Source organism: Streptomyces cyaneofuscatus (genome assembly GCF_033109485.1).
Taxonomy (GTDB): Bacteria; Actinomycetota; Actinomycetes; order Streptomycetales; family Streptomycetaceae; genus Streptomyces; species Streptomyces cyaneofuscatus.
In genome coordinates, this window is the sequence record NZ_CP137002.1 from 4063230 (window position 1) to 4089975 (window position 26746).

The 26746-nt window shown below is 68.9% G+C and carries 29 protein-coding genes and 2 tRNA genes; 16 read left to right on the forward strand and 15 right to left on the reverse strand.

The genetic code is table 11. The features are described from left to right. The first annotated feature begins 370 nt into the window (after positions 1–370). From dnaN to R2B67_RS17960, 9 genes are all read left to right on the forward strand, one after another. Positions 371–1501: a DNA polymerase III subunit beta gene (gene dnaN / locus R2B67_RS17920; protein WP_015609839.1), complete on the forward strand. Its 1131-nt coding sequence runs from the start codon at positions 371–373 to the stop codon at positions 1499–1501. A gap of 172 nt (positions 1502–1673) precedes the next feature. After that, positions 1674–2558 carry a phosphogluconate dehydrogenase (NAD(+)-dependent, decarboxylating) gene (gene gnd / locus R2B67_RS17925; RefSeq protein ID WP_018513881.1) on the forward strand — a complete coding sequence of 295 codons (885 nt, stop codon included), beginning with the start codon at positions 1674–1676 and terminating at the stop codon, positions 2556–2558. A gap of 66 nt (positions 2559–2624) precedes the next feature. Beyond that, on the forward strand, positions 2625–3755 hold the full coding sequence (gene recF / locus R2B67_RS17930; protein ID WP_109978594.1) for a DNA replication/repair protein RecF: 1131 nt from the start codon (positions 2625–2627) through the stop codon (positions 3753–3755). A 101-nt stretch (positions 3756–3856) separates the two neighbouring features. Further along, positions 3857–4360, forward strand: coding sequence for a DciA family protein (locus tag R2B67_RS17935; protein ID WP_018513883.1), 504 nt, complete (start codon positions 3857–3859; stop codon positions 4358–4360). Between the two features lie 421 nt (positions 4361–4781). Beyond that, the gene (gene gyrB, locus R2B67_RS17940) at positions 4782–6851 is read left to right on the forward strand and encodes a DNA topoisomerase (ATP-hydrolyzing) subunit B (RefSeq protein WP_018513884.1); all 2070 of its coding nucleotides are present in this window, start codon (positions 4782–4784) and stop codon (positions 6849–6851) included. A gap of 47 nt (positions 6852–6898) precedes the next feature. Continuing rightward, on the forward strand, positions 6899–9538 hold the full coding sequence (gyrA, locus tag R2B67_RS17945; protein ID WP_018513885.1) for a DNA gyrase subunit A: 2640 nt from the start codon (positions 6899–6901) through the stop codon (positions 9536–9538). Positions 9539–9631: 93 nt separating this feature from the next. Then, positions 9632–10252 carry a DUF3566 domain-containing protein gene (locus R2B67_RS17950; protein ID WP_030563083.1) on the forward strand — a complete coding sequence of 207 codons (621 nt, stop codon included), beginning with the start codon at positions 9632–9634 and terminating at the stop codon, positions 10250–10252. Between the two features lie 78 nt (positions 10253–10330). Next, positions 10331–10404 (forward strand) — tRNA-Ile (locus R2B67_RS17955). A gap of 332 nt (positions 10405–10736) precedes the next feature. Further along, a complete protein-coding gene (locus R2B67_RS17960; RefSeq protein ID WP_317819474.1) occupies positions 10737–10970 on the forward strand; it encodes a type II toxin-antitoxin system RelB family anti-toxin in 234 nt (77 codons plus the stop codon). 147 nt (positions 10971–11117) lie between these two features. On the opposite strand, the gene R2B67_RS17965 is transcribed toward R2B67_RS17960, so the two are convergent. The 3 genes from R2B67_RS17965 to R2B67_RS17975 all read right to left on the reverse strand — a co-directional run bounded on the left by R2B67_RS17965 (position 11118) and on the right by R2B67_RS17975 (position 12176). Further along, positions 11118–11297, reverse strand: coding sequence for a hypothetical protein (locus R2B67_RS17965; RefSeq protein WP_317819475.1), 180 nt, complete (start codon positions 11295–11297; stop codon positions 11118–11120). 406 nt (positions 11298–11703) lie between these two features. Next, the gene (locus tag R2B67_RS17970) at positions 11704–11892 is read right to left on the reverse strand and encodes a hypothetical protein (protein ID WP_317819476.1); all 189 of its coding nucleotides are present in this window, start codon (positions 11890–11892) and stop codon (positions 11704–11706) included. Between the two features lie 14 nt (positions 11893–11906). Further along, positions 11907–12176, reverse strand: a complete 270-nt coding sequence (locus R2B67_RS17975; RefSeq protein ID WP_317819478.1) for a hypothetical protein — start codon at positions 12174–12176, stop codon at positions 11907–11909. A 368-nt stretch (positions 12177–12544) separates the two neighbouring features. On the opposite strand from R2B67_RS17975, the gene R2B67_RS17980 reads away from it, so the two are divergent. Beyond that, a complete protein-coding gene (locus tag R2B67_RS17980) occupies positions 12545–12673 on the forward strand; it encodes a hypothetical protein (protein WP_317819480.1) in 129 nt (42 codons plus the stop codon). 522 nt (positions 12674–13195) lie between these two features. Here R2B67_RS17980 and R2B67_RS17985 read toward each other — a convergent pair. The 7 genes from R2B67_RS17985 to R2B67_RS18020 all read right to left on the reverse strand — a co-directional run bounded on the left by R2B67_RS17985 (position 13196) and on the right by R2B67_RS18020 (position 17107). Continuing rightward, complete coding sequence (locus R2B67_RS17985; RefSeq protein WP_317819481.1) at positions 13196–13534, reverse strand: hypothetical protein; 339 nt, start codon at positions 13532–13534, stop codon at positions 13196–13198. Positions 13535–13652: 118 nt separating this feature from the next. After that, positions 13653–14084, reverse strand: coding sequence for a DUF6941 family protein (locus tag R2B67_RS17990; protein WP_317819482.1), 432 nt, complete (start codon positions 14082–14084; stop codon positions 13653–13655). Continuing rightward, a complete protein-coding gene (locus tag R2B67_RS17995) occupies positions 14081–14545 on the reverse strand; it encodes a hypothetical protein (protein WP_317819483.1) in 465 nt (154 codons plus the stop codon). The genes R2B67_RS17990 and R2B67_RS17995 overlap by 4 nt, the downstream gene beginning before the upstream one ends. Beyond that, positions 14530–14934, reverse strand: coding sequence for a hypothetical protein (locus tag R2B67_RS18000; protein WP_317819485.1), 405 nt, complete (start codon positions 14932–14934; stop codon positions 14530–14532). The genes R2B67_RS17995 and R2B67_RS18000 overlap by 16 nt, the downstream gene beginning before the upstream one ends. 268 nt (positions 14935–15202) lie before the next feature. Then, positions 15203–15883 carry a hypothetical protein gene (locus R2B67_RS18005; RefSeq protein WP_317819487.1) on the reverse strand — a complete coding sequence of 227 codons (681 nt, stop codon included), beginning with the start codon at positions 15881–15883 and terminating at the stop codon, positions 15203–15205. 33 nt (positions 15884–15916) lie between these two features. Further along, positions 15917–16144: a hypothetical protein gene (locus R2B67_RS18010; protein WP_317819488.1), complete on the reverse strand. Its 228-nt coding sequence runs from the start codon at positions 16142–16144 to the stop codon at positions 15917–15919. 720 nt (positions 16145–16864) lie between these two features. Beyond that, positions 16865–17107, reverse strand: coding sequence for a VWA domain-containing protein (locus tag R2B67_RS18020; protein ID WP_317819490.1), 243 nt, complete (start codon positions 17105–17107; stop codon positions 16865–16867). Here R2B67_RS18020 and R2B67_RS18025 point away from each other — a divergent pair. Together R2B67_RS18025 and R2B67_RS18030 are read left to right on the forward strand one after the other, a co-directional pair. Then, complete coding sequence (locus tag R2B67_RS18025) at positions 17040–18323, forward strand: tyrosine-type recombinase/integrase (RefSeq protein ID WP_317819492.1); 1284 nt, start codon at positions 17040–17042, stop codon at positions 18321–18323. The genes R2B67_RS18020 and R2B67_RS18025 overlap by 68 nt on opposite strands. Then, positions 18302–19135, forward strand: coding sequence for a hypothetical protein (locus R2B67_RS18030; RefSeq protein WP_317819494.1), 834 nt, complete (start codon positions 18302–18304; stop codon positions 19133–19135). Before R2B67_RS18025 ends, R2B67_RS18030 begins: the two co-directional genes overlap by 22 nt. 441 nt (positions 19136–19576) lie before the next feature. Here R2B67_RS18030 and R2B67_RS18035 read toward each other — a convergent pair whose 3' ends face one another. Then, complete coding sequence (locus R2B67_RS18035; RefSeq protein WP_317819496.1) at positions 19577–19945, reverse strand: DUF6344 domain-containing protein; 369 nt, start codon at positions 19943–19945, stop codon at positions 19577–19579. Positions 19946–20236: 291 nt separating this feature from the next. On the opposite strand from R2B67_RS18035, the gene R2B67_RS18040 reads away from it, so the two are divergent. Both R2B67_RS18040 and R2B67_RS18045 read left to right on the forward strand, forming a co-directional pair. Then, on the forward strand, positions 20237–20371 hold the full coding sequence (locus R2B67_RS18040; protein WP_003958712.1) for a DLW-39 family protein: 135 nt from the start codon (positions 20237–20239) through the stop codon (positions 20369–20371). A gap of 332 nt (positions 20372–20703) precedes the next feature. Further along, positions 20704–22023 carry a hypothetical protein gene (locus R2B67_RS18045; protein ID WP_317824897.1) on the forward strand — a complete coding sequence of 440 codons (1320 nt, stop codon included), beginning with the start codon at positions 20704–20706 and terminating at the stop codon, positions 22021–22023. 9 nt (positions 22024–22032) lie between these two features. On the opposite strand, the gene R2B67_RS18050 is transcribed toward R2B67_RS18045, so the two are convergent. Together R2B67_RS18050 and R2B67_RS18055 are read right to left on the reverse strand one after the other, a co-directional pair. Continuing rightward, positions 22033–23397, reverse strand: coding sequence for a serine/threonine-protein kinase (locus R2B67_RS18050; RefSeq protein ID WP_317819497.1), 1365 nt, complete (start codon positions 23395–23397; stop codon positions 22033–22035). Between the two features lie 126 nt (positions 23398–23523). Continuing rightward, a complete protein-coding gene (locus R2B67_RS18055) occupies positions 23524–24072 on the reverse strand; it encodes a helix-turn-helix domain-containing protein (RefSeq protein WP_030563091.1) in 549 nt (182 codons plus the stop codon). A 180-nt stretch (positions 24073–24252) separates the two neighbouring features. Between R2B67_RS18055 and R2B67_RS18060 the strand changes: the two genes are divergently transcribed. Further along, positions 24253–24325, forward strand: a tRNA-Ala gene (locus tag R2B67_RS18060). Between the two features lie 123 nt (positions 24326–24448). On the opposite strand, the gene R2B67_RS18065 is transcribed toward R2B67_RS18060, so the two are convergent. After that, complete coding sequence (locus R2B67_RS18065; RefSeq protein ID WP_317819500.1) at positions 24449–24961, reverse strand: DUF3515 family protein; 513 nt, start codon at positions 24959–24961, stop codon at positions 24449–24451. A gap of 238 nt (positions 24962–25199) precedes the next feature. Then, entirely contained in the window at positions 25200–25916 is a 717-nt protein-coding gene (locus R2B67_RS18070) for a DUF5324 family protein (protein ID WP_317819501.1), read from the reverse strand. Positions 25917–26214: 298 nt separating this feature from the next. Between R2B67_RS18070 and R2B67_RS18075 the strand changes: the two genes are divergently transcribed. Continuing rightward, on the forward strand, positions 26215–26742 hold the full coding sequence (locus R2B67_RS18075; protein ID WP_237326855.1) for a peptidylprolyl isomerase: 528 nt from the start codon (positions 26215–26217) through the stop codon (positions 26740–26742). Positions 26743–26746 lie beyond the last annotated feature (4 nt).

Genomic DNA, 26746 nt, shown 5'->3' on the forward strand with positions numbered 1-26746 from the left:
TCCTGTGCATCGGGTGTGCAGAACTTCCGCCCGTCCACAGAAAGCCCCGGTTGTCCACGGGTGCCACCCACAGGGTCGGTGGACAAAAAACCGGTGCTGACCTGCGCAAACGACGTTATCCACGGTTTCCACAGGGCCTACTACTACTACCACTCAGAGTTAGCCAAGAATCCGCTTCGAAGTGGGGCCTGTGTACAACTCGACCGGCGACCGCCTCGCCGCGTTTTGCTCGACTTGACCCCGAGCAGCAACGACTGTCGGTGCCGTGCGTCAGACTGGACCCCGGAGCCACCCCGGCCGTCGGCAGGGAACTCCGGTCCAGACGACGAAGGCCAGCAGTGCGAGCGAGCAACAGCAGGAGGCGGTTCCGGTGAAGATCCGGGTGGAGCGCGATGTACTCGCGGAGGCGGTGGCCTGGGTGGCCCGCAGCCTCCCGGCCCGTCCGCCGGCGCCCGTTCTCGCGGGCCTTCTGCTGAAGGCCGAGGACGGAGCCCTCTCCTTCTCCAGCTTCGACTACGAGGTCTCGGCCAAGGTCTCCGTGGACGCGGAGGTCGACGAGGACGGCACGGTGCTCGTCTCCGGCCGGCTGCTCGCCGACATCTGCCGCGCCCTCCCCAACCGCCCGGTGGAGATCTCCACAGACGGTGTACGAGCCACGGTGGTCTGCGGCTCCTCGCGCTTCACCCTCCACACACTGCCTGTGGAGGAGTACCCGGCGCTGCCGCAGATGCCGACCGCCACGGGCACCGTCCCGGGTGAGGTCTTCGCATCGGCCGCCGCCCAGGTCGCCATCGCCGCGGGCCGCGACGACACGCTGCCCGTGCTGACCGGTGTGCGCATCGAGATCGAGGGCGACACCGTCACCCTCGCCTCCACCGACCGCTACCGCTTCGCGGTCCGCGAGTTCCTCTGGAAGCCGGAGGACCCGGAGGCCTCCGCGGTCGCCCTGGTGCCCGCCAAGACGCTCCTGGACACCGCCAAGGCGCTCACCAGCGGTGACACGGTCACCCTGGCGCTCTCCGGCTCCGGTGCCGGTGAGGGGCTGATCGGTTTCGAGGGCGCGGGACGCACGACGACCACGCGGCTGCTCGAAGGCGACCTGCCGAAGTACCGCACGCTCTTCCCCACCGAGTTCAACTCGGTCGCGGTCATCGAGACCGCCCCCTTCGTCGAGGCCGTCAAGCGTGTGGCCCTCGTCGCGGAGCGCAACACCCCGGTCCGGCTCAGCTTCGAGCAGGGCGTGCTGATCCTGGAGGCCGGTTCCAGCGACGACGCACAGGCTGTGGAGCGCGTCGACGCGGTGCTGGAGGGCGACGACATCTCGATCGCCTTCAACCCGACGTTCCTGCTGGACGGTCTGAGCGCGATCGACTCCCCGGTCGCCCAGCTCTCCTTCACCACGTCCACCAAGCCCGCCCTGCTCAGCGGGCGCCCGGCCGTGGACGCCGAGGCGGACGACGCGTACAAGTACCTGATCATGCCGGTGCGCCTCTCCGGCTGACGCGGTTGATCCAGCTGTTCCGGATTCTCCCGGTGGGCCCGTTCGGCGCGGAGCGGGCCCACCGCGCTGTCCCGGCCGTGCTGTCCCGCCGTGCTGAGCCCCGCCGGGCGTAGGCTCGGACCCGGGCGGGCAACGCCCCGACGCTATCGCCACGACGCTTAAGGAATCTCTGATGGAGCTCGGTCTCGTCGGCCTCGGCAAGATGGGCGGCAACATGCGCGAGCGCATCCGCCGCGCAGGCCACACCGTCATCGGTTACGACCGCAACCCGGATGTCGCCGATGTCCACAGTCTCGAAGAGCTTGTGGGCAAGCTGAAGGGCCCGCGGGTCATCTGGGTCATGGTCCCGGCCGGTGCCGCGACCCAGTCCACGATCGACGAGCTCGCCGAGCTGCTCTCGCCCGGCGACGTCGTCGTCGACGGCGGGAACTCGCGCTGGACCGACGACGAGAAGCACGCCGTCGAGCTGGGCCTCAAGGAGATCGGCTTCGTCGACTGCGGCGTCTCCGGCGGTGTCTGGGGCCTGGAGAACGGCTACGCCCTGATGTACGGCGGCACCGAGGAGAACGTGGCGAAGGTCCAGCCGATCTTCGACGCGCTCAAGCCCGAGGGCGACTTCGGCTCCGTCCACGCGGGCAAGGTCGGCGCCGGCCACTTCGCGAAGATGGTCCACAACGGCATCGAGTACGCCATGATGCAGGCCTACGCCGAGGGCTGGGAGCTCCTGGAGAAGGTCGACTCCGTCACCGACGTGCGCGAGGTCTTCCGCTCCTGGCAGGAGGGCACGGTCATCCGTTCCTGGCTGCTCGACCTCGCGGTCAACGCCCTGGACGACGACGAGCACCTGGACAAGCTCCGGGGCTTCGCCGCCGACTCCGGCGAGGGCCGCTGGACGGTGGAGGCCGCGATCGACAACGCGGTGCCGCTGCCGGCCATCACGGCGTCCCTGTTCGCGCGGTTCGCCTCGCGCCAGGACGACTCGCCGCAGATGAAGATGATCGCCGCGCTGCGCAACCAGTTCGGCGGCCACGCGGTCGAGTCCAAGAACGAGAACTGATCGCGCCGCCGGCCCAGCGCCGGCGCCGCGACAACAAGGAAGCACTGTCGGGAGAGGTCGGCCACCATGCACGTCACCCATCTCTCGCTGGCCGACTTCCGCTCGTACGCCCGGGTCGAGGTCCCTCTCGACCCGGGCGTCACCGCGTTCGTGGGGCCCAACGGGCAGGGCAAGACCAATCTCGTCGAGGCCGTCGGCTATCTCGCCACCCTCGGCAGCCACCGGGTCTCCTCGGACGCCCCCCTGGTGCGGATGGGCGCCGAGCGGGCCGTGATCCGCGCGGCGGTGACGCAGGGCGAGCGCTCCCAGCTGATCGAGCTGGAGCTCAACCCCGGCCGCGCCAACCGGGCCCGTATCAACAGGTCCTCGCAGGTCAGACCGCGTGACGTGCTGGGGATCGTACGGACGGTGCTGTTCGCGCCGGAGGACCTGGCGCTGGTCAAGGGCGACCCCGGGGAGCGGCGGCGGTTCCTGGACGAGCTGATCACCGCGCGCTCGCCCCGGATGGCCGGGGTCCGCTCCGACTACGAGCGGGTGCTCAAGCAGCGCAACACCCTGCTGAAGTCCGCCGCGATGGCCCGTCGGCACGGCGGCCGCTCGATGGACCTGTCCACCCTCGACGTCTGGGACCAGCACCTGGGCCGGGTCGGCGCCGAGCTGCTCGCGCAGCGCCTGGACCTGATCGCCACGCTCCAGCCGCTGGCCGACAAGGCGTACGGGGACGTGGCGCCGGGCGGCGGCCCGGTGACCCTGGAGTACCGCAGCTCGGTGGGCGAGGACATCGACCCGGCGAGCACCCGCGAGGCCCTGTACGAGCGGTTGACCGCGGCGCTCGTCGGGGTCCGCAAGCAGGAGATCGAGCGCGGGGTGACGCTGGTGGGCCCGCACCGGGACGACCTGCTGCTCGGCCTGCGCTCCATGCCCGCGAAGGGGTACGCGAGCCACGGGGAGTCCTGGAGCTACGCGCTGGCGCTGCGGCTGGCCAGTTACGAGCTGCTGCGCGCCGAGGGCAACGAGCCGGTGCTGGTCCTGGACGACGTCTTCGCCGAGCTGGACGCCCGCCGCCGGGAGCGGCTGGCGGAGCTGGTGGCCCCGGGCGAGCAGGTGCTGGTGACGGCCGCGGTGGCGGAGGACGTGCCGGGCGTGCTGGCGGGGGCGCGGTACGCGGTGTCGGCGGGCGAGGTGGAGCGGGTATGACCGGCCGCGGTGAGGAGTCGGGGAGCGTTTCCCGTACGGACGGTACGGGCGCCGGAGCAGCTGGTACGCCGGCGGCCGCCGGGAGCCCCAAGTCCCCCGAGGTGTCCGGGGTCGACCTCGCCAGGGTCGCGCTGCGGGCGGCGAAGGAGCAGGCCAGGGCGCGGGGCGCGGCGGCCCAGCAGAAGAAGCAGGCGAGGCGCGGCGGCGGGCTGCGCTCCGGGGCCCGCTCGGACGGCCGCGATCCGCAGCCCCTGGGCTCCGCGATCAACCGGCTGATCACCGAACGCGGCTGGGAGACCCCGGCGGCGGTGGGCGGTGTGATGGGGCGGTGGCCGCAGATCGTGGGCGACGATCTGGCCAACCACTGCGTCCCGCTCCGCTACGACGAGGACCCGGCCGCGCGGGTGCTCACTGTGAGCTGCGACTCCACGGCGTGGGCGACCCAGCTACGGCTGCTGGCCCCGCAACTGGTGGCCCGGCTCAACGCGGATCTGGGGCAGGGCACCGTACGGATGATCAAGGTGCTCGGTCCGGGGGGCCCGGAGCGCCGGTTCGGCCCGCTGCGGGCGCCCGGCAGCAAGGGGCCCGGCGACACCTACGGGTGAGTGCCCCACCGCCCTCCGACTTCTGACCGGACTCGTCACGCCCCAACCCTGAGCTGCACTTTTGGCTGGATCTTGTCGTGTCCCTGATGCTCGCGCACGGGGCTTCGGGCGGCCCGGAGCTCCCGGTTCACCACGGTTCGTACCGGCGGAAACCGGGGGGTGCGGCCGGAGCGTCCCTCACCGTAGCGGGAGGTTGACAGGCCGAAGCGCTCAATGCCCGTCAGGGCCTCTTGGGGCCCCTCCCTGAATATGGGGAGTCGTCAACCGCCGATTCAGGGCGGCACATGCGTACTCAGGTACCGGCAAACCCCCATTCATGTCAGTGCTACCGGTAGACTGGTGAGTAATCCCGCCGCTGAGGCGGGAGTCGTCGATACAAGCCGAACGACGCAGCCGCTCCCGCCTGTCCGGAAGACGGCCTGTGCTGTGCCAGAAAGGGCGCTTCGTGGCCGATTCCGGCAACCCCAACGAGAACATTCCGTCCACAGCCGGCGAGTCGGGCGAGGCCGCGACCTCGTACGACGCCAGCGCGATCACCGTGCTGGAAGGGCTGGACGCGGTCCGCAAGCGGCCTGGTATGTACATCGGCTCGACCGGTGAGCGCGGCCTGCACCACCTCGTGCAGGAGGTCGTCGACAACTCGGTCGACGAGGCGATGGCGGGTCACGCGACCACCATCGACGTCACGATCCTCGCCGACGGCGGCGTGCGCGTGATCGACAACGGCCGTGGCATCCCGGTCGGCATCGTGCCGTCCGAGGGCAAGCCGGCCGTCGAGGTCGTGCTCACCGTGCTGCACGCGGGCGGCAAGTTCGGCGGCGGCGGCTACGCCGTCTCCGGCGGTCTGCACGGCGTCGGTGTCTCCGTCGTCAACGCCCTGTCCACCCGGGTCGCGGTCGAGGTCAAGACCGACGGCTACCGCTGGACCCAGGACTACAAGCTCGGTGTCCCCACCGCCCCGCTGGCCAAGCACGAGGCCACGGACGAGACGGGCACGTCGGTCACCTTCTGGGCCGACGGCGACATCTTCGAGACCACCGAGTACAGCTTCGAGACCCTCTCGCGCCGCTTCCAGGAGATGGCGTTCCTCAACAAGGGCCTCACCCTCAAGCTGACCGACGAGCGCGAGTCGGCGAAGGCCACGGCGGGCGCCGACAGCGCCGAGGCCGTCGAGGTGCCCGAGGAGGAGACGACGCGGTCCGTCACGTACCACTACGAGAACGGCATCGTCGACTTCGTCAAGTACCTCAACTCCCGCAAGGGCGACGTCATCCACCAGTCGGTGATCGACATCGAGGCCGAGGACAAGGACCGTCTCCTCTCGGCCGAGATCGCCATGCAGTGGAACACGCAGTACACCGAGGGGGTCTACTCCTTCGCCAACGCGATCCACACGCATGAGGGCGGTACGCACGAGGAGGGCTTCCGCGCCGCGCTGACCTCCCTGGTCAACCGGTACGCGCGCGACAAGAAGCTGCTGCGCGAGAAGGACGACAACCTCACCGGTGAGGACGTACGCGAGGGCCTCACCGCGATCATCTCGGTGAAGCTGGGCGAGCCGCAGTTCGAGGGCCAGACGAAGACCAAGCTGGGCAACACGGAGGCCAAGACCTTCGTGCAGAAGGTCGTCCACGAGCAGCTGACGGACTGGTTCGACCGCAACCCCAACGAGGCCGCCGACATCATCCGCAAGGGCATCGCCGCCTCGACCGCCCGCGTGGCGGCCCGCAAGGCGCGCGACCTGACGCGGCGCAAGGGGCTCCTGGAGAGCGCCTCGCTGCCCGGCAAGCTGAGCGACTGCCAGTCGAACGACCCCACCAAGTGCGAGATCTTCATCGTCGAGGGTGACTCCGCCGGTGGTTCGGCGAAGTCCGGCCGCAACCCGATGTACCAGGCGATCCTGCCCATCCGAGGCAAGATCCTGAACGTCGAGAAGGCGCGGATCGACAAGATCCTGCAGAACACCGAGGTCCAGGCGCTGATCTCGGCCTTCGGCACCGGGGTCCACGAGGACTTCGACATCGAGAAGCTCCGCTATCACAAGATCATTCTGATGGCGGACGCCGACGTCGACGGCCAGCACATCAACACCCTGCTGCTGACCTTCCTCTTCCGCTTCATGCGGCCGCTGGTCGAGCAGGGCAACGTCTACCTGTCGCGTCCGCCGCTCTACAAGATCAAGTGGGGCCGGGACGACTTCGAGTACGCGTACTCGGACCGGGAGCGCGACGCGCTCGTGGCGCTCGGCAAGCAGAACGGCAAGCGGATCAAGGAAGACTCGATCCAGCGCTTCAAGGGCCTCGGCGAGATGAACGCCGAAGAGCTGCGCGTCACGACCATGGACGTCGACCACCGGGTCCTCGGCCAGGTCACGCTGGACGACGCGGCGCAGGCCGACGACCTGTTCTCGGTGCTCATGGGTGAGGACGTCGAGGCACGGCGCTCGTTCATCCAGCGCAACGCCAAGGACGTCCGCTTCCTCGACATCTGAGTCGGCCGTACCAGCGACGCCGCAGCTCGAAAGGACTTTGACCAGCAATGGCCGACGAGAACACCCCTGTGACACCTGAACCCGTGACGCCCGAGGAAGAGACCGTCCCCGGTGTGGGCCTGCGTGTCGAGCCCGTCGGGCTCGAGACGGAGATGCAGCGCTCCTATCTCGACTACGCGATGTCCGTCATCGTCTCGCGTGCGCTGCCCGACGTACGGGACGGCCTCAAGCCCGTCCACCGCCGGGTGCTGTACGCGATGTACGACGGCGGGTACCGCCCCGAGAAGGGGTTCTACAAGTGCGCCCGCGTCGTCGGTGACGTCATGGGTACGTACCACCCGCACGGCGACTCCTCCATCTACGACGCCCTGGTGCGCCTCGCGCAGCCGTGGTCGCTGCGGATGCCGCTCGTGGACTCCAACGGCAACTTCGGTTCCCCGGGCAACGACCCGGCCGCCGCCATGCGGTACACCGAGTGCAAGATGATGCCGCTGTCCATGGAGATGGTCCGGGACATCGACGAGGAGACCGTCGACTTCCAGGACAACTACGACGGCCGCAACCAGGAGCCGACGGTCCTGCCGGCCCGCTTCCCGAACCTGCTGGTCAACGGCTCCGCGGGCATCGCGGTCGGCATGGCGACCAACATCCCGCCGCACAACCTGCGCGAGGTCGCCGCCGGTGCCCAGTGGTATCTGGAGCACCCCGAGGCCTCGCACGAGGAGCTGCTGGACGCGCTGATCGAGCGCATCAAGGGCCCCGACTTCCCGACCGGCGCGCTGGTCGTGGGCCGCAAGGGCATCGAGGAGGCGTACCGCACCGGCCGCGGCTCCATCACGATGCGCGCGGTCGTCGCGGTCGAGGAGATCCAGGGCCGCCAGTGCCTGGTCGTCACCGAGCTGCCGTTCCAGACCAACCCCGACAACCTCGCGCAGAAGATCGCCGACCTGGTCAAGGACGGCAAGGTCGGCGGCATCGCGGACGTCCGCGACGAGACCTCCTCGCGTACGGGGCAGCGCCTGGTCGTCGTCCTCAAGCGGGACGCGGTCGCCAAGGTCGTCCTGAACAACCTGTACAAGCACACCGACCTCCAGACGAACTTCGGCGCCAACATGCTGGCGCTCGTCGACGGCGTCCCGCGCACGCTCTCGATCGACGCGTTCATCCGCCACTGGGTGACGCACCAGATCGAGGTCATCGTCCGGCGTACGAAGTTCCGGCTGCGCAAGGCCGAGGAGCGGGCGCACATCCTGCGCGGCCTCCTGAAGGCCCTGGACGCCATCGACGAGGTCATCGCCCTCATCCGCCGCTCCAACACCGTGGAGATCGCGCGTGAGGGCCTGATGGGCCTGCTGGAGATCGACGAGCTCCAGGCCAACGCGATCCTGGAGATGCAGCTGCGCCGGCTGGCCGCGCTGGAGCACCAGAAGATCACCGCCGAGCACGACGAGCTCCAGGCGAAGATCAACGAGTACAACGAGATCCTGGCCTCGCCTGCCAAGCAGCGCCAGATCGTCAGCGAGGAACTGGCCGCGATCGTCGAGAAGTTCGGCGACGACCGGCGCTCCAAGCTGGTGCCCTTCGACGGTGACATGTCCATCGAGGACCTGATCGCCGAGGAGGACATCGTCGTCACGATCTCCCGCAGCGGCTATGTGAAGCGCACGAAGACGGACGACTACCGCTCGCAGAAGCGCGGCGGCAAGGGGGTGCGCGGAACGAAGCTGAAGGAGGACGACATCGTCGACCACTTCTTCGTCTCCACGACGCACCACTGGCTGCTGTTCTTCACCAACAAGGGCCGCGTCTACCGGGCCAAGGCCTACGAGCTCCCGGACGCCGGCCGGGACGCGCGCGGTCAGCACGTCGCCAACCTGCTGGCCTTCCAGCCGGACGAGAAGATCGCCCAGATCCTGGCGATCCGCGACTACGAGGCCGTGCCGTACCTGATCCTGGCGACGAAGGGCGGTCTGGTGAAGAAGACCGCGCTCAAGGATTACGATTCGCCTCGCTCGGGCGGTGTCATCGCGATCAACCTGCGCGAGATGCCGGAGGGCGGCGACGACGAGCTGATCGGTGCCGAGCTGGTGTCGGCGGAGGACGATCTGCTGCTCATCAGCAAGAAGGCGCAGTCGATCCGGTTCACCGCGACGGACGACGCGCTGCGGCCGATGGGCCGTGCCACCTCGGGCGTCAAGGGCATGAGTTTCCGTGAGGGAGACGAACTGCTCTCGATGAATGTCGTCCGGCCCGGTACGTTCGTCTTCACCGCAACCGACGGCGGGTACGCCAAGCGCACCCCCGTCGACGAGTACCGCGTCCAGGGCCGCGGCGGCCTCGGCATCAAGGCTGCCAAGATCGTCGAGGACCGGGGCTCGCTCGTCGGTGCGCTGGTGGTCGAGGAGACCGACGAGATCCTCGCCATCACGCTCGGCGGCGGTGTGATTCGTACGCGAGTCAATGAAGTCAGGGAGACGGGCCGTGACACCATGGGCGTCCAACTGATCAATCTGGGCAAGCGGGATGCCGTCGTCGGCATCGCGCGCAATGCCGAGGCCGGTCGTGAGGCGGAAGAGGTCGATGGGGCCGATGATGCTGAGAGCGAGACGGCCGAGGTCCACGCCGAGAGCGTGGTAGAGGGCACTGTCGAGGGCACGGAGCCTTCGACCGGGGAGCACGAGGAGTAGAGCGTGAGTGGAGCCACGGGCGCCGGTTCGGCCGCTTCCGGAGCAGGAGCGAACGGTGCCCGTGGCCCTGCCACGGACTCCCAAGGGGGCACTGTGACGGACACACGAGGGCCTCAGCCCCAGTACGAGGGTTACGCGACCGGGCCGCTGCCCGGCGAGCGTGAGCCCGCACCGGGGCCGTCGGGGCCGTACCACCCGCCTCAGGCGTACCAGGCGCCCGGCGGGGGCACCCAGGGCGGCCAGCAGCGCCCCGGGCAGGGCGGGGGCACGCTGGGCGGCGCGCAGGGCGTGGGCGGCGCCCAGGCGACGCGTAAGCCGCGTACGGGGGCGCGGACCACTCCGCGTACCCGCAAGGCCCGACTGCGGGTGGCCAAGGCCGACCCGTGGTCGGTGATGAAGGTCAGCTTCCTGCTGTCGATCGCGCTGGGCATCTGCACGGTGGTGGCGGCGGCGGTCCTGTGGATGGTGATGGACGCGATGGGCGTCTTCTCCACCGTGGGCGGCACGATCAGCGAGGCCACCGGCTCGAACGAGAGCAACGGCTTCGATCTGCAGTCGTTCCTCTCGCTGCCGCGGGTGCTCATCTTCACGTCGGTCATCGCCGTGATCGACGTGGTGCTGGCCACCGCGCTGGCGACGCTGGGCGCCTTCATCTACAACCTGTCGGCGGGCTTCGTGGGCGGCGTCGAGCTCACGCTGGCCGAGGACGAGTAGCGCGCCGAGTATCGATTTTGGGACTGGCCCCGACGTGCGCTAATCTTCAGAAGTCAGCGCGGAGCAACACAGCGCGGCGGGGCTATAGCTCAGTTGGTTAGAGCGCATCCCTGATAAGGATGAGGCCACAGGTTCAAATCCTGTTAGCCCCACAGCGGCGTAACGCCAGGTCAGAAGGCCGGTAGATCCCCAGGATCTACCGGCCTTCTACATTTGATGATCTTGGTACCCCGCTACTACCCCGTAACTTCCTGGCGGGGTCGATCCGTATCCGGTGAAATCGGCAGGGGGGGCGTCGTGCTGCACACAGTAGACGGCCCCACCCCGCGCGAGGGGTGGGGCGGCGTACCCCGGCCAGATGCGGCCGAGGAGGTGCGGTCGATGGTCGGACGTCCATCACAACCCGACCGCACGCTTTCCCATGATCGCCAAATTTACCTAGCCAGGTAAAGGCATCGGATCATGATCGTCTGACGGTGGACCGGTGACGACCGACCCGCCCCCGGACTGGGAGCTTCCCAGACGGCAGCAGATCGGCCGACGCCTGCGCGGCCTCCGCGAGGATCGCGGTCTGACGCAGGTACAGCTTGGCGAACAGGCTGGGATGGACCACAAGACTGTCCACCGCATCGAGTACGCCATCAACGACCCGAGCCTCGGCATGCTGCTCCGCCTGGCGGCCGCCCTCAACGTTGAGCTCGCCGAACTCGTCGCCTAGAGCAGGACTCCGCCCTTTCTCGGCTGCGGGCGCCTTCGCCTACGTTCCCCGAGCGAATCGCGCCGTGCCAGATGTTGATGCTCGCCGTGCACTCGACGATCGAAGCGATCTGCTTCCGGGACAGGGGAACGTCGACGTTCCGGAGCATCACGCCCCCTCGTCGGCCTCCTGGTCCTGCTGCTGGGCCTTGTAGACCGCCGTCAGTCCAGACATCAGCTGGGTGATGAGGGCCAAGCCCTCTTCGACGCCGGACTCATCCTTCGGGGGCACGAGCTTGAGGGACCGGTCCACGGCGATGCCGACGGCGGACATCAGGGTCCGCTTCACGTCGGCGGGAGCCTCGGAAAAGGTGTGGTCGTTGTACGTGTTTTCCTTGCCGCCGAACGACCAGACTGCGGTCTCTTCCCAGAGCTGCGCCCGAATGCGCTCGGCGTCGTCCTGGAGCTTCTCGGCGAGCCGTGCCCGGCGGTCAACGAGGTCCGCCTGACGTACCTCTGTGGCGGCGGCGACCTGCCGGGCGGCGAAGGAGATGCCGAGCTTTCCGGCCTCTTCGCTGATCGTGCGCCCGGACCGGACGAGTTCCTAGCGATGGCGTTGCGGCCCTTGCCCTCGGCGTGCAGCTCGAGGATGCGCGCGCTCCTTGTCGGTGACCGGGTTGGCCTTCGCCATGGTCACCCCCTGGACGTGTCGGGGCCCCGGCCGCTCGAGCAGACGACCGGTCCCAGCTCGGGGGCTACTCCTTCGCGACCAGGGCTTCGAGCGCCTTCGTCAGCTCATCGCGCCGCTCATCGGAGGTGAGCGCCTGGTCCCGCGCGCCGAAGGCCAAGGCGAAGCGGCCGACCTGCCGCCAGTCCGCGTCCTTGGGCATCTCCTTCACCCAGTGCGCGGCGACCTTCGGCGTCCCGAACCCGTAAATGGACACCGTGTCGGTGGTGATCAGTGCGGCGCAGTCGTTCGCGTGCGGCTTCTCGCCCGCGGCCTCCTGCGAGCAGCCAGCCGGGCGTCCGTCGGGTCGCCGAGGGTCTTGACGCCGGTGGCGTCGGCGAGGCCGGTCGCCGCGGTTTTCGCGGTGAGGCCGGCGGGCTGGCTGCTGGTTGGGGCGGACGGCTTCGACTCGGTGGTCGGCTCGGCGGCCGGGTCGCAGGCAACGAGAGCGAGCAGGAGAGCGGCGCCGGTGACGTCGGCCGCGGTGGTGCGGGTGCGCATGATCCCCCGAGGACAGGTGCGATCGAGGCACCAGCATGGCGGTACCGTGGCCACAGTGTGGAGGAAACGCGAAGGCCCGCACAGTGGCGGGCCCTTATGTCCGGGCACGCCGGACTTGGGGACAGGATGCGTCATCGATCACCGATAGGCAAGTGCGGGTCGCGGAGGGGCTGCGACGAGCTTCAGATTCGTCCCCGTGGCTCGGCTAGTCGCTCCGACACAACATGTGGGGGCTTCACTCGATTGCCTCACCCACACGTACTATGGACTCGCCGAACACGTTCTCCCCTGAACTCGACGAGCTAGCGGTTGAGTTCGCAGGCTCCGGCGCCACTCGGGTGCCGGTTGGAGGATGGAGGGAGGCGCGGGTGAGCTCGGATCTGGAGAAGCCCCGCCGTAAGTGGACCAGCGCAGAGAAAGCGCAGGTGTGGCTGACGGTGGTGGGCATCCTGGTGGCGATCATCGCCCTCGTGGGCCAGTTCGCTCAGCTCCGCTGAGTGTCCACGGATGAGAACGGTCGTGACCGGTCGCTGCGCAACGCAGCGAGCCCGGTCTGCATATGGGCGACCGGGCTCGTGAACTGCGACGAAGGGCTCAGCTCTGGCCGGAGCTGAGCTCTGCGTCGTTCGCAGGGGGGATAATTAGTCCTCCCCACTGACATTGAGGGTACTGGAGTGTCGGCGTCAATTGCGCAGGGGACCGCCAAAATGACGGGCCAGACCGCTGAATTGGCGGGGCCGGGTGGCAATTGGCCCGCAATGTCTGGGTGAAAATTCGCCGCTTCAGCAATGCCATTTGCTGTGGTCCTGCGCATCATCGCAGGTCAGGAGCTTACGCGCCGGTAGACCTGGCGTTCTGCGAGGGCGGCGGTGACGGTGGCCCCGCGCCAGCGCTTGGGCCGGCTGTCGGGCTCGTCGGGGGGCGGATCGTCCCGGGGGCGATGCCCACCAGCTCGGCGATCTCGCGGGCGGTGCACAGTCGGCGCGGCTCGAGTTCAGGGGGGCACCTCGGCGGCACTGTTACTGCTCGGCGGCGTCGTCGATCAGGTCCTGGAGACCCTGTTGCCCCTGCTTGTTGTGCTGGCTGAGGCCGTCCATGTACATGTCGAGGTACTCGTCTTCGGGGACTGCGTCGCACTCGGTGGGCTTCGGGTCGGAGCCGGTCTCCGGGTCGAAGTCCGCCGGTCTTTCGCTGAGCATCGCGGCGAAGGCGTCCACGCACTGCTTGGTGACCTCGGCCTTGCTGAGCGCAGGCGCCGAGCTGCTCGCGGCCGGCTTCTCTGGTGCAGGGTCAGCGCTGGAGCAGGCGGTGAGGGCGGCGGCCAGGAGTATCGCGGTGGTGGCGGTGGGGGTGCGCATGGTGTGTCCCCTTGGTGTGAGGTGTGGGGGACATCATGCGGTACGAGCAGGGGGGTGGGGGAACGGGTGAGGCCCCACCGACGGGGATGGCGGGGCCTCATCTGTTGGCTGCCTATGTTCAGGCCATCCGGAAGGTGACGCCGGGGATTTCGGCCTTTGTGATGAAGACGGAGAGACGTGTCAGCTCGTGACCGTCGACGGCGACGGTCACGGTGTGCTCACCGGGGTTGGTGAACTGAATGGCCCGGATGGGGATGGCCACCGGGAGCTGAGGGATCAAGTCCTCGGCTGCGGACGGGTCGACGGTCGGCCCATCCCAGCCTAGTTCGGCTCTTCCTACGCCTTGGCCTTCGCTGTCTTTGATCTCGACGGTCATCGTGTGCCTGCCTGCGAGGTCGTCGAGACCTTCGCCTTGCAGCAGGATGGCGAGGTCCAGATCGGGCGCGCCGGGCAGGGCGAGCGAGCAGCGTGTGACTCCGGCTCCGAGGATGTGGAGAAGTCCCTCTCTGACGGTGGCGCGGTCGCATAGGACAGCCATGTTCAGCTTCACGCTGTTTCGCCTGCTTCCATCACAGCTGCGATCGGGCGCAGGGAGTTCGGGGCTGTCGTGTTCGGGGCCGGAGCGATCCCGCCTGCGGTGGCTGCTACCGCGGCCGCGCTCACGAGGAGGGGGGCGACGATGTTGTAGCGGATGTAGCTGGCAGCGGACGAGGTGGCCTGGCGGCGGTCGGCCAGGTACACGGTCTTGGGCTGCAGGGTGGGCACGGTTGCGTCGTCCGTCATGGCACCCCAGTCGACGTCCAGGTAGGCAACGCCGTGTGCGATGCGCCGAACGGTGGCGGGGGCTGCCACTTCGTCTTCGGACTCGAAGGCGGTCACAACGTCGCCCACGGCGATGTAGCCGTCCGCATCGTCCAGGTAGGCGGGGGTGTGGCCGTTGGCGTCCCGACTGTTCAGGTCGATCTCGATGCGCACGCGGGGGCGGGTGGCGGAGGTCACTTGCTGGGCCATGACAGGTTCCTCCTTGATCCGGCTGCCAGTAGGGCGGCCAACCTTTTAACGTCCGTTTCCTTGAGTTCGTTACCGAGGATCACGTCATGATGATGCAGCGGCGGCTCTGAACGTTCCACTCGGAAGCCTTGGTCCTCAAGCTGTCGGCGGGTTGTTACGGCGGCCTTCTTGCCGTTGACCGGGGCTGTTTTGCAGATCGTCTCGATCAGTTCATCGATGCTCGTCTCGTAGTCGGGCCGGACGATACCGAACGTGGAGATGGCGTAGATCGGGTGCTTGCCTTCTGCCTGGAGACGGCCGTGGTCGCGCTGGGCCTTCTCCATGATTTTTTCCTCGCTGAACGGAGAGAACCGCACAATCATGAGCTCCCCCGCCGGAACCTCTGTCACGCGCTCAAGGTACAGGAGCAGGGGCGCGCCGTCAGGCTGCTGCGGAGGGGTACGGCAGGGGGAGCCAGCCGGGCCTGTACGCCGCGGGCCGGGGGTGGCTGGTGTGGTGGTCAGTGAGTGTGGGCGGGGTAGTGGCCGCCGCAGCGCAGGCGGTACGGCAGCTCGCGCGGGGTGAAGCGGAGGGCGAGGTGAGTGAGCGCCATGGTCAGGCCCTCTCGTGGTGGCGGGTGCGCGAGCCGAGCGCGAGGCGGGCGGCGATCTCGGCCTCTTAGTCCTGGAGCCACCGCTGTGTCCGGACGGGCAGCGGGCGGGCTTGGTGGCGCATCACCGTGGACCACATGCCCTTGCCGACGGCGGATACTGCGGCCCCGGCCAGCCCGACATAGAGGGCTTCCTCGACCCAGCCGTGGGCAGCGACGATGGCCATGTCCACGGCGAGGTCCCAGTTGCCGACGGTGCGGGGGCCGGCGGCGCGCGCGGGGTCGTACCGGGCGAGCCATTCCAGGGCCATGCACACCACCCAGGCGAGGGCGAACGCCGCGGCGGCGAGGTAGGCGATAGGGGCGACGACGGCGTGGGCGAGGAGATTGTCCGGAGCATGACCCCGGAAGGCCTGCGGAAGCTGGCGCGCACGGACCCTGAGTGGACCATCTCGGCTGAGGACTACGCGGCGGGCGGCGGGCAAGTGGCCGCTGGTGGCGGTGAGCAGCTGCTCGGCGAGCGAGTCGGCGGTGCGGCGGGCGTTGTGGGCAGCCGTGCGCCACCGGACCACGTTGCTCAGGGCCCGGTCGAGGCGGCGTTTCAGGTCGGCGTACCGGCGACGGCCGAGCGGCTCACGGCCGCGGTCCTCCGACCACCACCGGAGGAGTTCGAGGGCCTGGGCGTGGTCCTTGGGGGTGATGGCCTGGAGGAAGGTGTCGGCCAGGCGCTCGCGGAAGGTGTCGCCCATGCCGGAACCCCACAGGGTCCAGTCGATGAGGGATCAGAGCTGGTCGGGGTGCTGGACGGGGCGCGGCTCGGTGGCGGCCTGCTCGGCGGCGAGGGCGGCCCGGATGCTGGTGAGGTGGGCTTCGACTTCGTCGCGGAGGTCGCGGCGTGCGTCAGCAGCCAGTGCCTCTTTGCTGCGGAGTCTGCGGATGGTGGCGAGGTGGGCGTCGATCTCGTCGGCGAGGTTCTGCTCGGCGCAGCGGCGGGTGGTGAGTCCGAACATGGTGTGGGTGCTCCTGGCGGTGTGCCGGGGGCGGGCCCTCGCGTAGGGCCCCAAGTCCGGTCGTACAGGTGGTCAGATTCCGGGTCGGCGGATGCCGAGGAACCTGTCGAGGGCGCGGCGTACGCGCTTCGGGAGGCCGAGGTACAGGTGGACGAGCAGCGGGTCGTCCATCAGCTGCGGCGGGCGATGCTGTCGAGGTACTGGGCCATGACGAGGTTGTGCCGGGCGTCGGCGATGGCGTTGTGGTGGCCGGCCTCCTGCTTGGGCAAGTCGTCCGGGTGAGGCCGAGGCGCTTGGCCTCGGTGACCAGGTCGTCGGTCTGCATGGGCAGGCTGGCGGGAAGGTTGGACATGGGGCCGAAGAGCTGGGCGTAGGCGACGTGGTCGTACGCGGAGTAGTGGGCCCAAAGCTGCGGGTCCGGGGTCTCCTGGATGAAGCGCTGGACCATGCGGGCGATCTGGGCGCGGGGGCGGACGTCGGGGTCGGTGATGTCCAGGCGGTCCAGGCCGCGGAAGCCGGGCGGGTTGTGGTGGATGGGCAGGCTGGGCCAGACGTTGGCCATGAGCCAGCCGTGGCGCTGGACGGCGGCCTGGTCGAACTGGCTGCTGACGGCGTAGAGCTCGCGGCCGTCCTCGGCGACCATCCCAATGCTGATGAGGTCGATGGTGCGGCCGTCGTCGAGGAACTCGGTGTCGTAGAAGATGCGCATGGTGTGGCTCCTCAGTGGGTGCGGATGATGCCGGCGGTGCGGGCGGCGGTGAGCCACTGGCCGTACTGGGCGGTGATGCCGTCGTAGAGGTCGGCGTCGGACACGGTCAGCGGGTCCTTCGCGTGGAAGAAGGACGCGTTGTCGACGGCTCGGCCGGGCACGTCGTCGAGGGACTCCAGGAAACTGATGCGGTTCCCGAAGCCGATGAACGCCCAGAAGATCGGGTGGCCGACCCAGACCGGTGAGGAGACCACTCTCGACCGGGACAGTCGGAGCTACCGCAACCGCATCGAGTCGAACTGGGGCAAGACGAAGCTGTACGAGTTCAGCTGGCTCGGCATCCAGACCTGGGTCAACAGCCTGCATGACGCCAACGGGGGACCGCTCGCCGCGTCCTCCGTTGTGAAGGCATTCCAGATCCTCGACCGGATGCTGGAGGCCGCCAAGCTCGACCGGCGCCTCCCTTTCAACCCGGCCGAAGGCGTGAAGCTCCCCCGGGTGAAGAAGCAGCACCCCGAGGATCGGCGGCCGCCAACGTACGCACAGCTCTGGCTGATCCGCGCGAACCTGCCCGACTACATGCACGCGCTCCAGATCGTGGCTCAGGAGACCGGACTCCGGTGGGGTGAGCTGGCCGGTCTCCGCTGGTGCTGGGTCGACCTCAAGGCCCGGCGCCTGCACGTACGGGAGGTGCTCACCGAGGTGCGCGGGAAGATCAAGCGCAAGGCCTACCCGAAATCTGACGCTGGCCTGCGCACCGTGCCGCTTACCGGCCTGGCGTGCAGAGTTCTGCGCGAACTCTTCGCCGTGGAGTCGGACGCCAGCACCGCAGTCTCCGAGCCGGTCGACGGCTTCCGCGAGAACGAGCTCGTGTTCCACGGCCGTAACAAGAAGAGCCGCCAGGGGCAGCCGTACCGGGCACCGATCCGCCGGTCCGCGTTTCGGCGGCTCTGGATCAAGGCGATCAAGGCGGCTGGCGTTGCGCGGATGAAGGTCAAGAAGTACTGGGCCGAGGAGCCGCACCCGGAGACCGGCCGGATGCGGAAGGTGGAGAGGGCGCGAACCGACTACTGGCCGGACTTCCACGACCAACGTGATGCGTACGCGTCTCGTCTCCACGACCGCGGCGTGCCGGAGGTGATCGTGCAGGAGGTCCTCGGGCATGAGCGCGCTGGCAAGGTCAGTGGCTCTACACCCACGCCGCTGCCGACTTCGCTAGTCAGGTGCTCGCAGCCCTGGAGCAGAAGAAGCCAGGGTCGAAGCGTTCGTTGCGTCTGGTCGCGTGAATCCCATATTTGCTGCAGCCGCAGCGCGTCGACATCTACTGTCCACTCATGCATATGGACGCTGCAGGGCTGGAAGCATCCTCGCGCCGATGGATGGGTGCGGCATTCACGGCCTTCTCTGATGGGCAGCTCGCGGAAGGCATGGCGGTTCATCACGCGGGTGTGGCTACCGAACATCTACTGAAGGCGTTCCTCGCCAGCCTTCACCCGGTGCTGGTAGTTGACGGCAGGGACTTCGAGTCCTTGCTCTACGCCACAGGACATGGTCCGAGACTGCAGGTTCAGGGGACCCAGACGAGGACGATTCAACTCGGGGAGGCATATGACCGGGTGCAGAAGATCCTGAAAACCAAGCTCCCGCCGCGACCTAGGCCGCCTAAGCCGTGGCCGCTTGCTGACGCCCGCAACGGAGTCGCCCACGCAGGCTTTCACGACAGTACGAAGGTGACAGAGGTCTTCACCAAGTGCCTCGAAGTGATCGACGTGCTGCTTGCTGAGCTTGGGGTTGGCTTCGAGTACTGGGGCGATCACCTAGCCCTGCACGACGAACTGGTTGCCGTTCAGGTAGAGGAAGGGCGTCTCCGAGTACAGGGAAAGCTGGCCAAAGCGCGTCGAACCTTTTCGACGAGATACGGGGGCTTGCATGATCGAGATCGCCTACTCGTGCTGGCTGCAGCCGCGAGGATCAATCCGGTGGGAGGCTATGGGCACGACGCGCCAGCGGTCTGCCCGGCGTGTGCAATGCAGGGTTGTCTGCGAGGAGAAACCTGGGCAGACATCTTGGCGGATACGGTGGTTTTGTACCCCAGTTACTTCGACTGTGGAGCCTGTGACCTGAGGCTCGAAATGGAAGAACTGGACATGGTTGGACTGCCGATCGGGGACGGGGTCGATCTGGAGATTGCGCCAGCAGACTTCTACGAAGACTGGGAGCCGGACGAGGACTTCGAGTTGGATGACGAAGATCCCCTGGTCGACGCCGACGTGGACCGGTGACGGCGTCGTGCTGGTAAGCGTGGAAAGATGGCTCGACCTACCCCAGGACTACCCCAGCAGCCGGGCAAGCCGAGCAGGGTTCTACGAATGCTTGCCGATGTAGATCGATGTTGGGCCAGGCGCGGCGGGCATCCCGGGTGACCTGCGGTTGTCCTCATATACAGGGCCGGGTCCTGATAAGGATGAGGCCACAGGTTCAAATCCTATTAGCCCCACAGGAACGAAGACCCCCAGTAAGCAATGACTGGGAGTCTTTGCGCTGGGCGGGACGGGGGCGGGGTGTACAGGCGCCGGGTGTGCCGGAAGCCTGTGCTGTACGGCGCGGGCACCCCTTCTCGTACTGCACCGGCCCCGGGCGCACGGAAAGGCCCCCGGCACACGGAAAAGGCCCCCGGCCGGTGTGAACCGACCAGGGGCCCCGGGGGGCGGTGGGCGCCGGGATCAGGGGGGCGGGGCCGGGGAGTCGCCTTCCGGGGCTGTGTGGTGGGCGGCGGCGGTGGTGCGGGTCGCGGACGCCGGGTCGGCCGACAGATGGCGGGTGGCCGGGGAGGAGCCGTGGGCCTCGGCCCGGATGCGCTGCTTCATCGTGGGCGGCAGGGCCCGGTCACGCGGAAGGGTCCATCGGACCGAGGGGGCGAGCGGAGTTGCCGCGGTGGCACCCGTGTGCTCCTGGGTCGTGGCGCTCGGCTGCGCGGCGTTCGTGGCGTTCGCGGCGCTCGCCGTGGCGGTGGCGAGGCCCAGCGACGCCAGCAGGGTGAAGAAGGCGGTGATGAAGGCGGTCCAGATGCTCTTGGGCTGGAAGGTGCTCATGGCCCCTCGCTTTCGGGTGGTCCGGTTGCTGACTTCTCCGATCATGTGGATCCGGGCCGCGATTTCGGGGAGCGACGCCCGCAGTGCGCCGATCTTCGGATTAACACCACTCGTATGGTGCAACCGGGGCTGACGGACCGTCCGGAACGCGTTACGGGGGTCGGCGGGGGCCTCGTCGGGGTGCCGGGGGCGGGCTGCTTTTGGGTTCCAGGCAGGTCACCGATCGGTATCGGCCGGTGTGTATAGTCGGCGGCAGAAGGCCCCTATTCCAAGGAAAGACGAGGTCGCGCGGTGAAGAAGCTTCTCCTGGTCGCACTGGCTGCCATCGGCGGGCTCCTCGTGTACCGCCAGATCCAGGCGGATCGCGCCGAGCAGGACCTGTGGACGGAGGCAACCGACTCCGTGCCCGCAGGTTCGGGTGTGTGAGACGGCACAGTCTGTTACGGGCCCCGGTCGCTGAGCGGCCGGGGCTTCGTGCTGTCCGGGCCCCCGGCGGTGTCGCCGCGCTGTTGCGTGATCGTGACGGCAGCCGTCTTGAGTTCACCTCGGCAAATTTGTAGCTTGCTGAAGCAAATTGGCTGGGCTTCCTTCCGTGGGGGCGGTGGGCCCGGCGGTCGTGGCCGTACCTGCACAAGTCGGGCAATCCGGCTTTCGCCGGAGACAGTAGTGGTGCGGTCGGGGCAGGATGGACCGGCAGTGCGGCCATGCGGACGACGAGGGGGAAGCGCGTGAAGAGGCAGCGCAACAGGGGGCGGGCGATGCTGGCGGCACTCGCCGCGATGTGCGCCGTGGCGGCGCTGCCGGGACAGGCGTACGCGGACGGCCCGCCGGCGTACGGCTTCGACCCCGGCGCGAAGAACGTGCAGGGCGCGGTGCGCAACGCCGAGGCCTCGGTCCTGCAGCCGGGGGCGGTGTACCGCAGCTCGATCGAGCCGGGCGAGCAGCTCTACTACCGGGTGAAGCTCGACAGCCTCACCGACGCCTATGTCTCGGCGGTCGCCGTGCCGAAGAGCGGCGGCTCGGTGGCGTACGGGGACGGGATCACCGTCAGCATCCGGGACCTCAACGACTCGCGGTGCAGCTCCAACCAGACCACCTTCGGCTCGGGCGAGACACCGCGGCCGATCGCCGCGTACGCGCACCGGACCATCGGCAAGGGGTCGAGCACCACCTGCAAGGAGGCCGGGACGTACGACGTCCTCGTCGAGCGCGAGAGCAAGCCCACCTCCAGCCCCGAGGCCTGGAACCTGGAGCTGCGGTTCGTCGAGGAGCCCGCGCTGAAGAGCGGCGGGCCCACGGAGACCACCGCGCCGAAGGACTGGCCCTCGGCCACGCCCGCCCCCCTGGACGTCGAGGCGCAGAAGCGTACGGGCGGCAGCAGTTACTACGACGCCACCAGCCTGACGACCGGCGAGTGGATCGACGAGATCGCCCCGGGCCAGACCCGCTTCTACCGGGTGCCGGTGGACTGGGGGCAGCAGATCTACGCTTCCGCCGTGCTCAGCAACACCACGGCCGACTCGACGGAGTTCATCGGCAACGCCCTCACCCTGTCGCTCGACAACCCCGCCCAGGGGCACATCACGGACACCTCCCTCTCGTACTCCGGCAAGTCCGCGACCACGGCGCTGAAGCCGCTGCCACCGGTGGCGTACCGCAACCGGTACGACTACAGCTCGCAGGTCAGCACCCTGCGCTTCGCGGGCTGGTACTACCTGTCGGTGACGCTCAGCCCGAAGGTCGCCGAGAGCTACGGCAAGGACCCGATCGCGCTGACGATGTCGGTCCAGGTGAAGAACGAGGCCGGTGCGTCGCCGTACGACGGTGACCCCGGGATCTTCGCGGTGACCGAGAAGGACAAGGAGCTGGCCCAGAGCGGCGACAGCGCTCCGAAGGCCGCGAAGAGCGCGACGATGCAGGTCGTCGCGGCGGGAGCGCTCGGGACGGGCGCCGTGCTGGTGCTCGGCCTCGGCGCCTGGACGCTGCTGGCCCGCCGCCGCGCGGCCGCCGCCGGCGGACCCGGCCAGGCCCACCAGCAGCAACCGCCGTTCGGGGGGCCGCCGCAGCAGGGCTGGTGACGGCCGCCCTTACATCTGGGTGAGCGCCCAGATGCCGACCGCGAAGCAGATCAGCGCCACCACCAGTACCGGGACCGCCACCTTCGGGGGCGGTCCCGGCCGCGTCTGCCGTACGGGAACGGGGGCGGCGAAGGAGTGTGGTTGTGGCTGCTGGTGGTGCCGGGCCGTATAGGGGCGGGTGGCCGAGGCGTCGTGCGGTACGCCGGAGGTCGGCGCCTGGGAGGGGTCCGGGGCTGCGACGGCGTACGGCGATGGCGACGGGGCGGCGGGCTGGGCGGGCAGCGGGGCCGAGGGCGGGTGTGGCGTGGCGATGGGCGCGGACGCTGATGTGGGCTGGTGGAACTGGGGTTGCTGCGGCTGCTGTTGAGGTTGCTGTGGTGGCGGGGGCGCCAGGTGGAAGCTGCCGGTCTCGGACATGGAGACGGGCGGGGGTGGCGATACGGGCGGCTGCGGTGCGTCGGATGGCTGCGGTGCGTCGGATGGCTGAGGCGCCTTCACAGGGCCGTCGGGGCCGAACCCCGCGGGCAGCGGCCCGATCTGGTCGAACACCTCCACCGGCTCGTCGTCGAGGCCGGGCTCGGGCAGCATCTCGACCGCCGCGGTCAGGGCCTTGCGCGCACCCGTCGCCGTACGGAACCGGGCCTGCGGATCCGGCTGGAGCAGACCGGCGAGCACCTGCCAGAGCGGCTCGGGGATGCCGTCGGGGGCGCCCGGGGTGCCGTGGGCGGCGAAGTGCTCGACCAGCGCCTGGGAGTCGGGCTTCTTGCCCTGGAGGAGGTAGAGGGCGACCAGGCCGACCGCGAAGAGGTCCGCGGGGAAGTCGGGCTCGGCGCCCATCATCTGCTCGGGGGCGAAGTAACCGGGCGTGCCGACCACGTAGTTGGTCTCGGTCAGCCGGGGCTCGCCCTTGCGCATCGAGATGCCGAAGTCGGAGAGGCGCAGATGGGGGCGGCTCGTTCCGGTCGCCTCCATGAGGATGTTGGCCGGCTTGATGTCCCGGTGGACCACCCCTTCGGCATGCACAGTGGAGAGGCCGGAGAGCAGCTGGTCCAGGAGCAGGCAGACGAAGCGCGGGGGCAACGGGCCGTAGTCGCCTATGACATGGGCGAGCGAGCCGCCGCTCACCAGATCCATGGTGAACAGGACCTTGTCGTCGTCGGCGGCCCAGCTGGCCGGGGCGAGGACATGCGGGTGCTCGATGCGTAGAGCCTGCTCGCGGACGAAGCGCAGCAGCGTGTGCGCGTCGCTCTGCTGCAGGACCTTGGCCGCGACGTACCTGCGGCGCCGTTGGTCCCAGGCCCGCCAGACGGCGCCGACCCCACCACGACCGATCGGATCGATCAGCTCGTACCGACCAGCGAAGACCTCACCCATTGCGCTGTGCCCGCTCCCAGTTCCTGTTGTCGCCGCGGCTCTGCGGGGACCAGGGACCCCGGCTGTGCGAGGCCCTGGTTCCGTCGTCGTACGGCCGTACGGTCCTGCCGTCGCGCTTTCGAGCCGCTAGCTCTGGTGTCCCTCGTAGTGCGCGACCGCGTCCGCGGTGCGGCCGGCCCCGTACACCCGGAGGAACTCTGCCAGTTCCGGGTGGGTCGGGGCGAGGGCGTCGGCGGCATCGATGATGTCGCCGGCCGCCGAGACCGACCTCAGCAGGGACTGGATCTCGCGCACCACGCGGCGGACGGTGGGGGCGCCGCCGGTCGACGCGGTCTGGCCGGTGCCGGTCAGGACGGACCCGCCCTGCGATTTCTTGATCTCTTCCATCCGGTCGGTGGCCTCGCCCGCGCTGACGCTGCCGTCCGCGACCTGGCTCGACAGCTCCTGAAGTGCCTGGACGCGCTGGACGACCGCCGGGTTCCCGATCTTGGCCCGCTGGCCGCTCATCAGCTGGGAGAGCATCGGGGCGGACAGCCCGAGAACCGCGGCAAGCCGTGCCTGGTTCAGGCCGAGATCGTCGATCAGCCGGCGGAAGAGCGCCCCCAGCGGCTCCCCGTACCAACTGCGCTGAAGCTCTCTGGCTCTTGCCGTCGCCTCTTGCTGCGCTGCGTCCATTGCGTCTCCCCTTCGCTGCGGCTTCGCTGCTGCGAACCTCGTCGAGCATCTTACGGAGCGTGGTCGTCCACCGGGAGTCCCTATCCTTTTGCAAGATGGGGTGGAGCACCCGGTACTCTTGTCCCGGATGGTTGCCGTGGCGCGGACGTGTTTCGGCGTTGTCCTTGTTTGCTGTGTTTCGGGGCCTTAGCTCAGTTGGTAGAGCGCTGCCTTTGCAAGGCAGATGTCAGGAGTTCGAATCTCCTAGGCTCCACATCGATGAACACCCCCTGCCCGACGGAAACGCCGGGCAGGGGGTGTTCTGCGTCGCTCCGGCCGTCGCCGTGACGTCGCTGAGCAGAAGCAAAGCGGCTGGTGTGCCGTCTGACCAGCGGTGTCATCCGGAGGGCGACGGGGGCTGCACGTCGTCGAGGTTGATGCACTTCGTGTACGTCTTCACGGGCTCGACCAGTGCGGACAGGTCGACCAGGACGTCGTCCACGGCGGCCACGTCGTCGGAGACCACGACCTCCACGGCCGGGTCGCGGCCGTAGGTGACGACCACCTTCCCGCCGTCCTTCGACCGGTCCTCGCGGAAGACCCAGTCCACGCCGTCGACGGTCGCGCACGGGTCGAGGGTCGGGACGGGCAGCTCGACGCCGCAGCGCAGCACGATCGCGTTCTCGCCCCAGACCGCGACGCCCGGGCGGTCGGTGAAGGTCAGGTCCTGGCCGCCGAGGCGGTCCGGGTAGCGGTCGGCGAGCTGTTTGCAGGCCGCGTCGCCGGCGTGCGGTGCGGCGGTGACGCCTTCGCCCGGTGAGTCCGCGCCGCACGACACCAGGACACCGGCGGCCAGTACGGAGGCCGCCGCGGCGAGTACGGCCCTCCGCGGCCGGGGGATGCGCACCACAGGAAGGACCTTTCGTGAGGGCGGGGACGACCGGCGGAAGCTACACCCGCGCCGGCCCCTCGTGGCTCAGTGTGTCACTCGCTCCACGGCGGCTGTGGGCGAGGGGCGGGTGACCGCCCGGTGTGCTCGGGGGCCTTGCCGGAGGCACGACAAGAACGCCGGTCCCCCGCAGGGCCGGTGAAGGCCTGCGGGGGACCGGCGTTCTCTTCTTTTACGTGCGGTTACGGCGGCGGCGCCCTCAGGGGCGGTCGTCGAGGCCCGGGGTGTCCCCGTTCGCCTCGGCCTCGGCCTGCTTGGCCTTGACCTCCGGGTCGAGCACGGCCTGGCCGCTGCCGTCGACCGAGCTCAGCGGCGAACGGTCGTCACCCACCTCGGTGGCGACGGGCGGCTCGACCAGCCAGTCCGGGTTGGCCTGCTTGTCCCACCAGCGCCAGGCGGCATAGGCGCCGCCGGCGACGATGCCCAGCACCAGGAGCCCCTTGGTCGCCCGGCCGGCCCTGGCCCGGCGCTCGTGCTTGCGGGCCAGCTTCTGGATCTCCTTGGCCGTGACGTTGCTCCGCAGTGCGGCCAGCGCGGCGGCGCTGCGGGCGGTCGCCTGCTCGGCGACCGGCACGGCCACCGCCCTGGCGTGCTCGACGCGCGGCGCGGTGTAGTCGGCGGCGGTCCGGGCGGCCTTCCGGGTCGAGTGCGCCGCACGCTGCGCGGCCTCGTCGACCTTCGGCGGCACATGGGTCAGGGCCTGTTCGATACGCGGTGCGAGATGGGACTCGTACTGGACGCGGGCCTGCTTGGCGGCCTTGGTCACCTTGGGCGCGAGCTGGACACGGGCCTCGTGCGCGTAATGTGCAGCCTGCTTCTTGGCCGTGTCGGCGTACGGCGCCACCACTTCCGCGGCGTGCTGCGCGCTGTCCCTGGCCGAGTCGGTTGCGGCGCGCACGCTGTCGATGCGGGTCACGGGATCCTCCTCCTTGGTGGCGGGTAGGTACTCCGCCTTTCCGCCCCATGCGAAATCATGCCTGTTGCGGCCATGACCGGCACTCAGAACGGGCATCCGGGTCATGATCGCTATTTCCGTCAAAACGGTTCAAGTCGGTAAAACGGTGCAAGTGAAGTGTGCCGACGACAATGCCATGGTTCGGCGGTTAACGCGCCGTTCTGCCAGGCATCCGGCCGTACATTTCCCGGTACGTGGGAGGATCGGCGGACGTCGGCGAAGGATGCGGACGTCAGCGAAGGATTACGGAAGGCAGATCGTGGCCGAGGAGCTTTACGCCACCTTGAAGACCAGCCAGGGCGACATCGAGATCCGGCTTCTGCCGAACCACGCGCCCAAGACGGTCAGGAACTTCGTCGAACTGGCCACCGGAGAGCGCGAGTGGACCAACCCGGAGACCGGCGCGAAGTCCACGGACCGGCTGTACGACGGCACCGTCTTCCACCGGGTGATCAGCGGGTTCATGATCCAGGGCGGCGACCCGCTGGGCAACGGCACGGGCGGCCCAGGCTACAAGTTCCCCGACGAGTTCCACCCCGACCTGGCCTTCACCAAGCCGTACCTGCTGGCCATGGCCAACGCGGGCCCGGGGACCAACGGCTCGCAGTTCTTCCTGACCGTCTCGCCGACCGCCTGGCTGACCGGCAAGCACACCATCTTCGGCGAGGTAGCCGACGAGGCGGGCCGCAAGGTCGTCGACGCCATCGCGGCCACCCCGACCAACCCCCGTACCGACCGCCCCGTGCAGGACGTGGTCATCGAGTCGGTCGTCGTCGAGACCCGCTGACGTC

Coding starts and splice junctions, on each gene's coding strand:
- R2B67_RS17985 (WP_317819481.1), bottom strand. CDS start 13,534: ATGCGCACCCCCACCGCCACCACCGCGATACTCCTGGCCGCCGCCCTC.
- gnd (WP_018513881.1), top strand. CDS start 1,674: ATGGAGCTCGGTCTCGTCGGCCTCGGCAAGATGGGCGGCAACATGCGC.
- R2B67_RS18005 (WP_317819487.1), bottom strand. CDS start 15,883: ATGGGCGACACCTTCCGCGAGCGCCTGGCCGACACCTTCCTCCAGGCC.
- R2B67_RS18050 (WP_317819497.1), bottom strand. CDS start 23,397: ATGGGTGAGGTCTTCGCTGGTCGGTACGAGCTGATCGATCCGATCGGT.
- R2B67_RS18035 (WP_317819496.1), bottom strand. CDS start 19,945: ATGAGCACCTTCCAGCCCAAGAGCATCTGGACCGCCTTCATCACCGCC.
- R2B67_RS17975 (WP_317819478.1), bottom strand. CDS start 12,176: ATGCGCACCCGCACCACCGCGGCCGACGTCACCGGCGCCGCTCTCCTG.
- R2B67_RS18045 (WP_317824897.1), top strand. CDS start 20,704: ATGCTGGCGGCACTCGCCGCGATGTGCGCCGTGGCGGCGCTGCCGGGA.
- gyrA (WP_018513885.1), top strand. CDS start 6,899: ATGGCCGACGAGAACACCCCTGTGACACCTGAACCCGTGACGCCCGAG.
- recF (WP_109978594.1), top strand. CDS start 2,625: ATGCACGTCACCCATCTCTCGCTGGCCGACTTCCGCTCGTACGCCCGG.
- R2B67_RS18025 (WP_317819492.1), top strand. CDS start 17,040: ATGCGGTTCCCGAAGCCGATGAACGCCCAGAAGATCGGGTGGCCGACC.
- R2B67_RS18055 (WP_030563091.1), bottom strand. CDS start 24,072: ATGGACGCAGCGCAGCAAGAGGCGACGGCAAGAGCCAGAGAGCTTCAG.
- R2B67_RS17995 (WP_317819483.1), bottom strand. CDS start 14,545: ATGGCCCAGCAAGTGACCTCCGCCACCCGCCCCCGCGTGCGCATCGAG.
- R2B67_RS18010 (WP_317819488.1), bottom strand. CDS start 16,144: ATGTTCGGACTCACCACCCGCCGCTGCGCCGAGCAGAACCTCGCCGAC.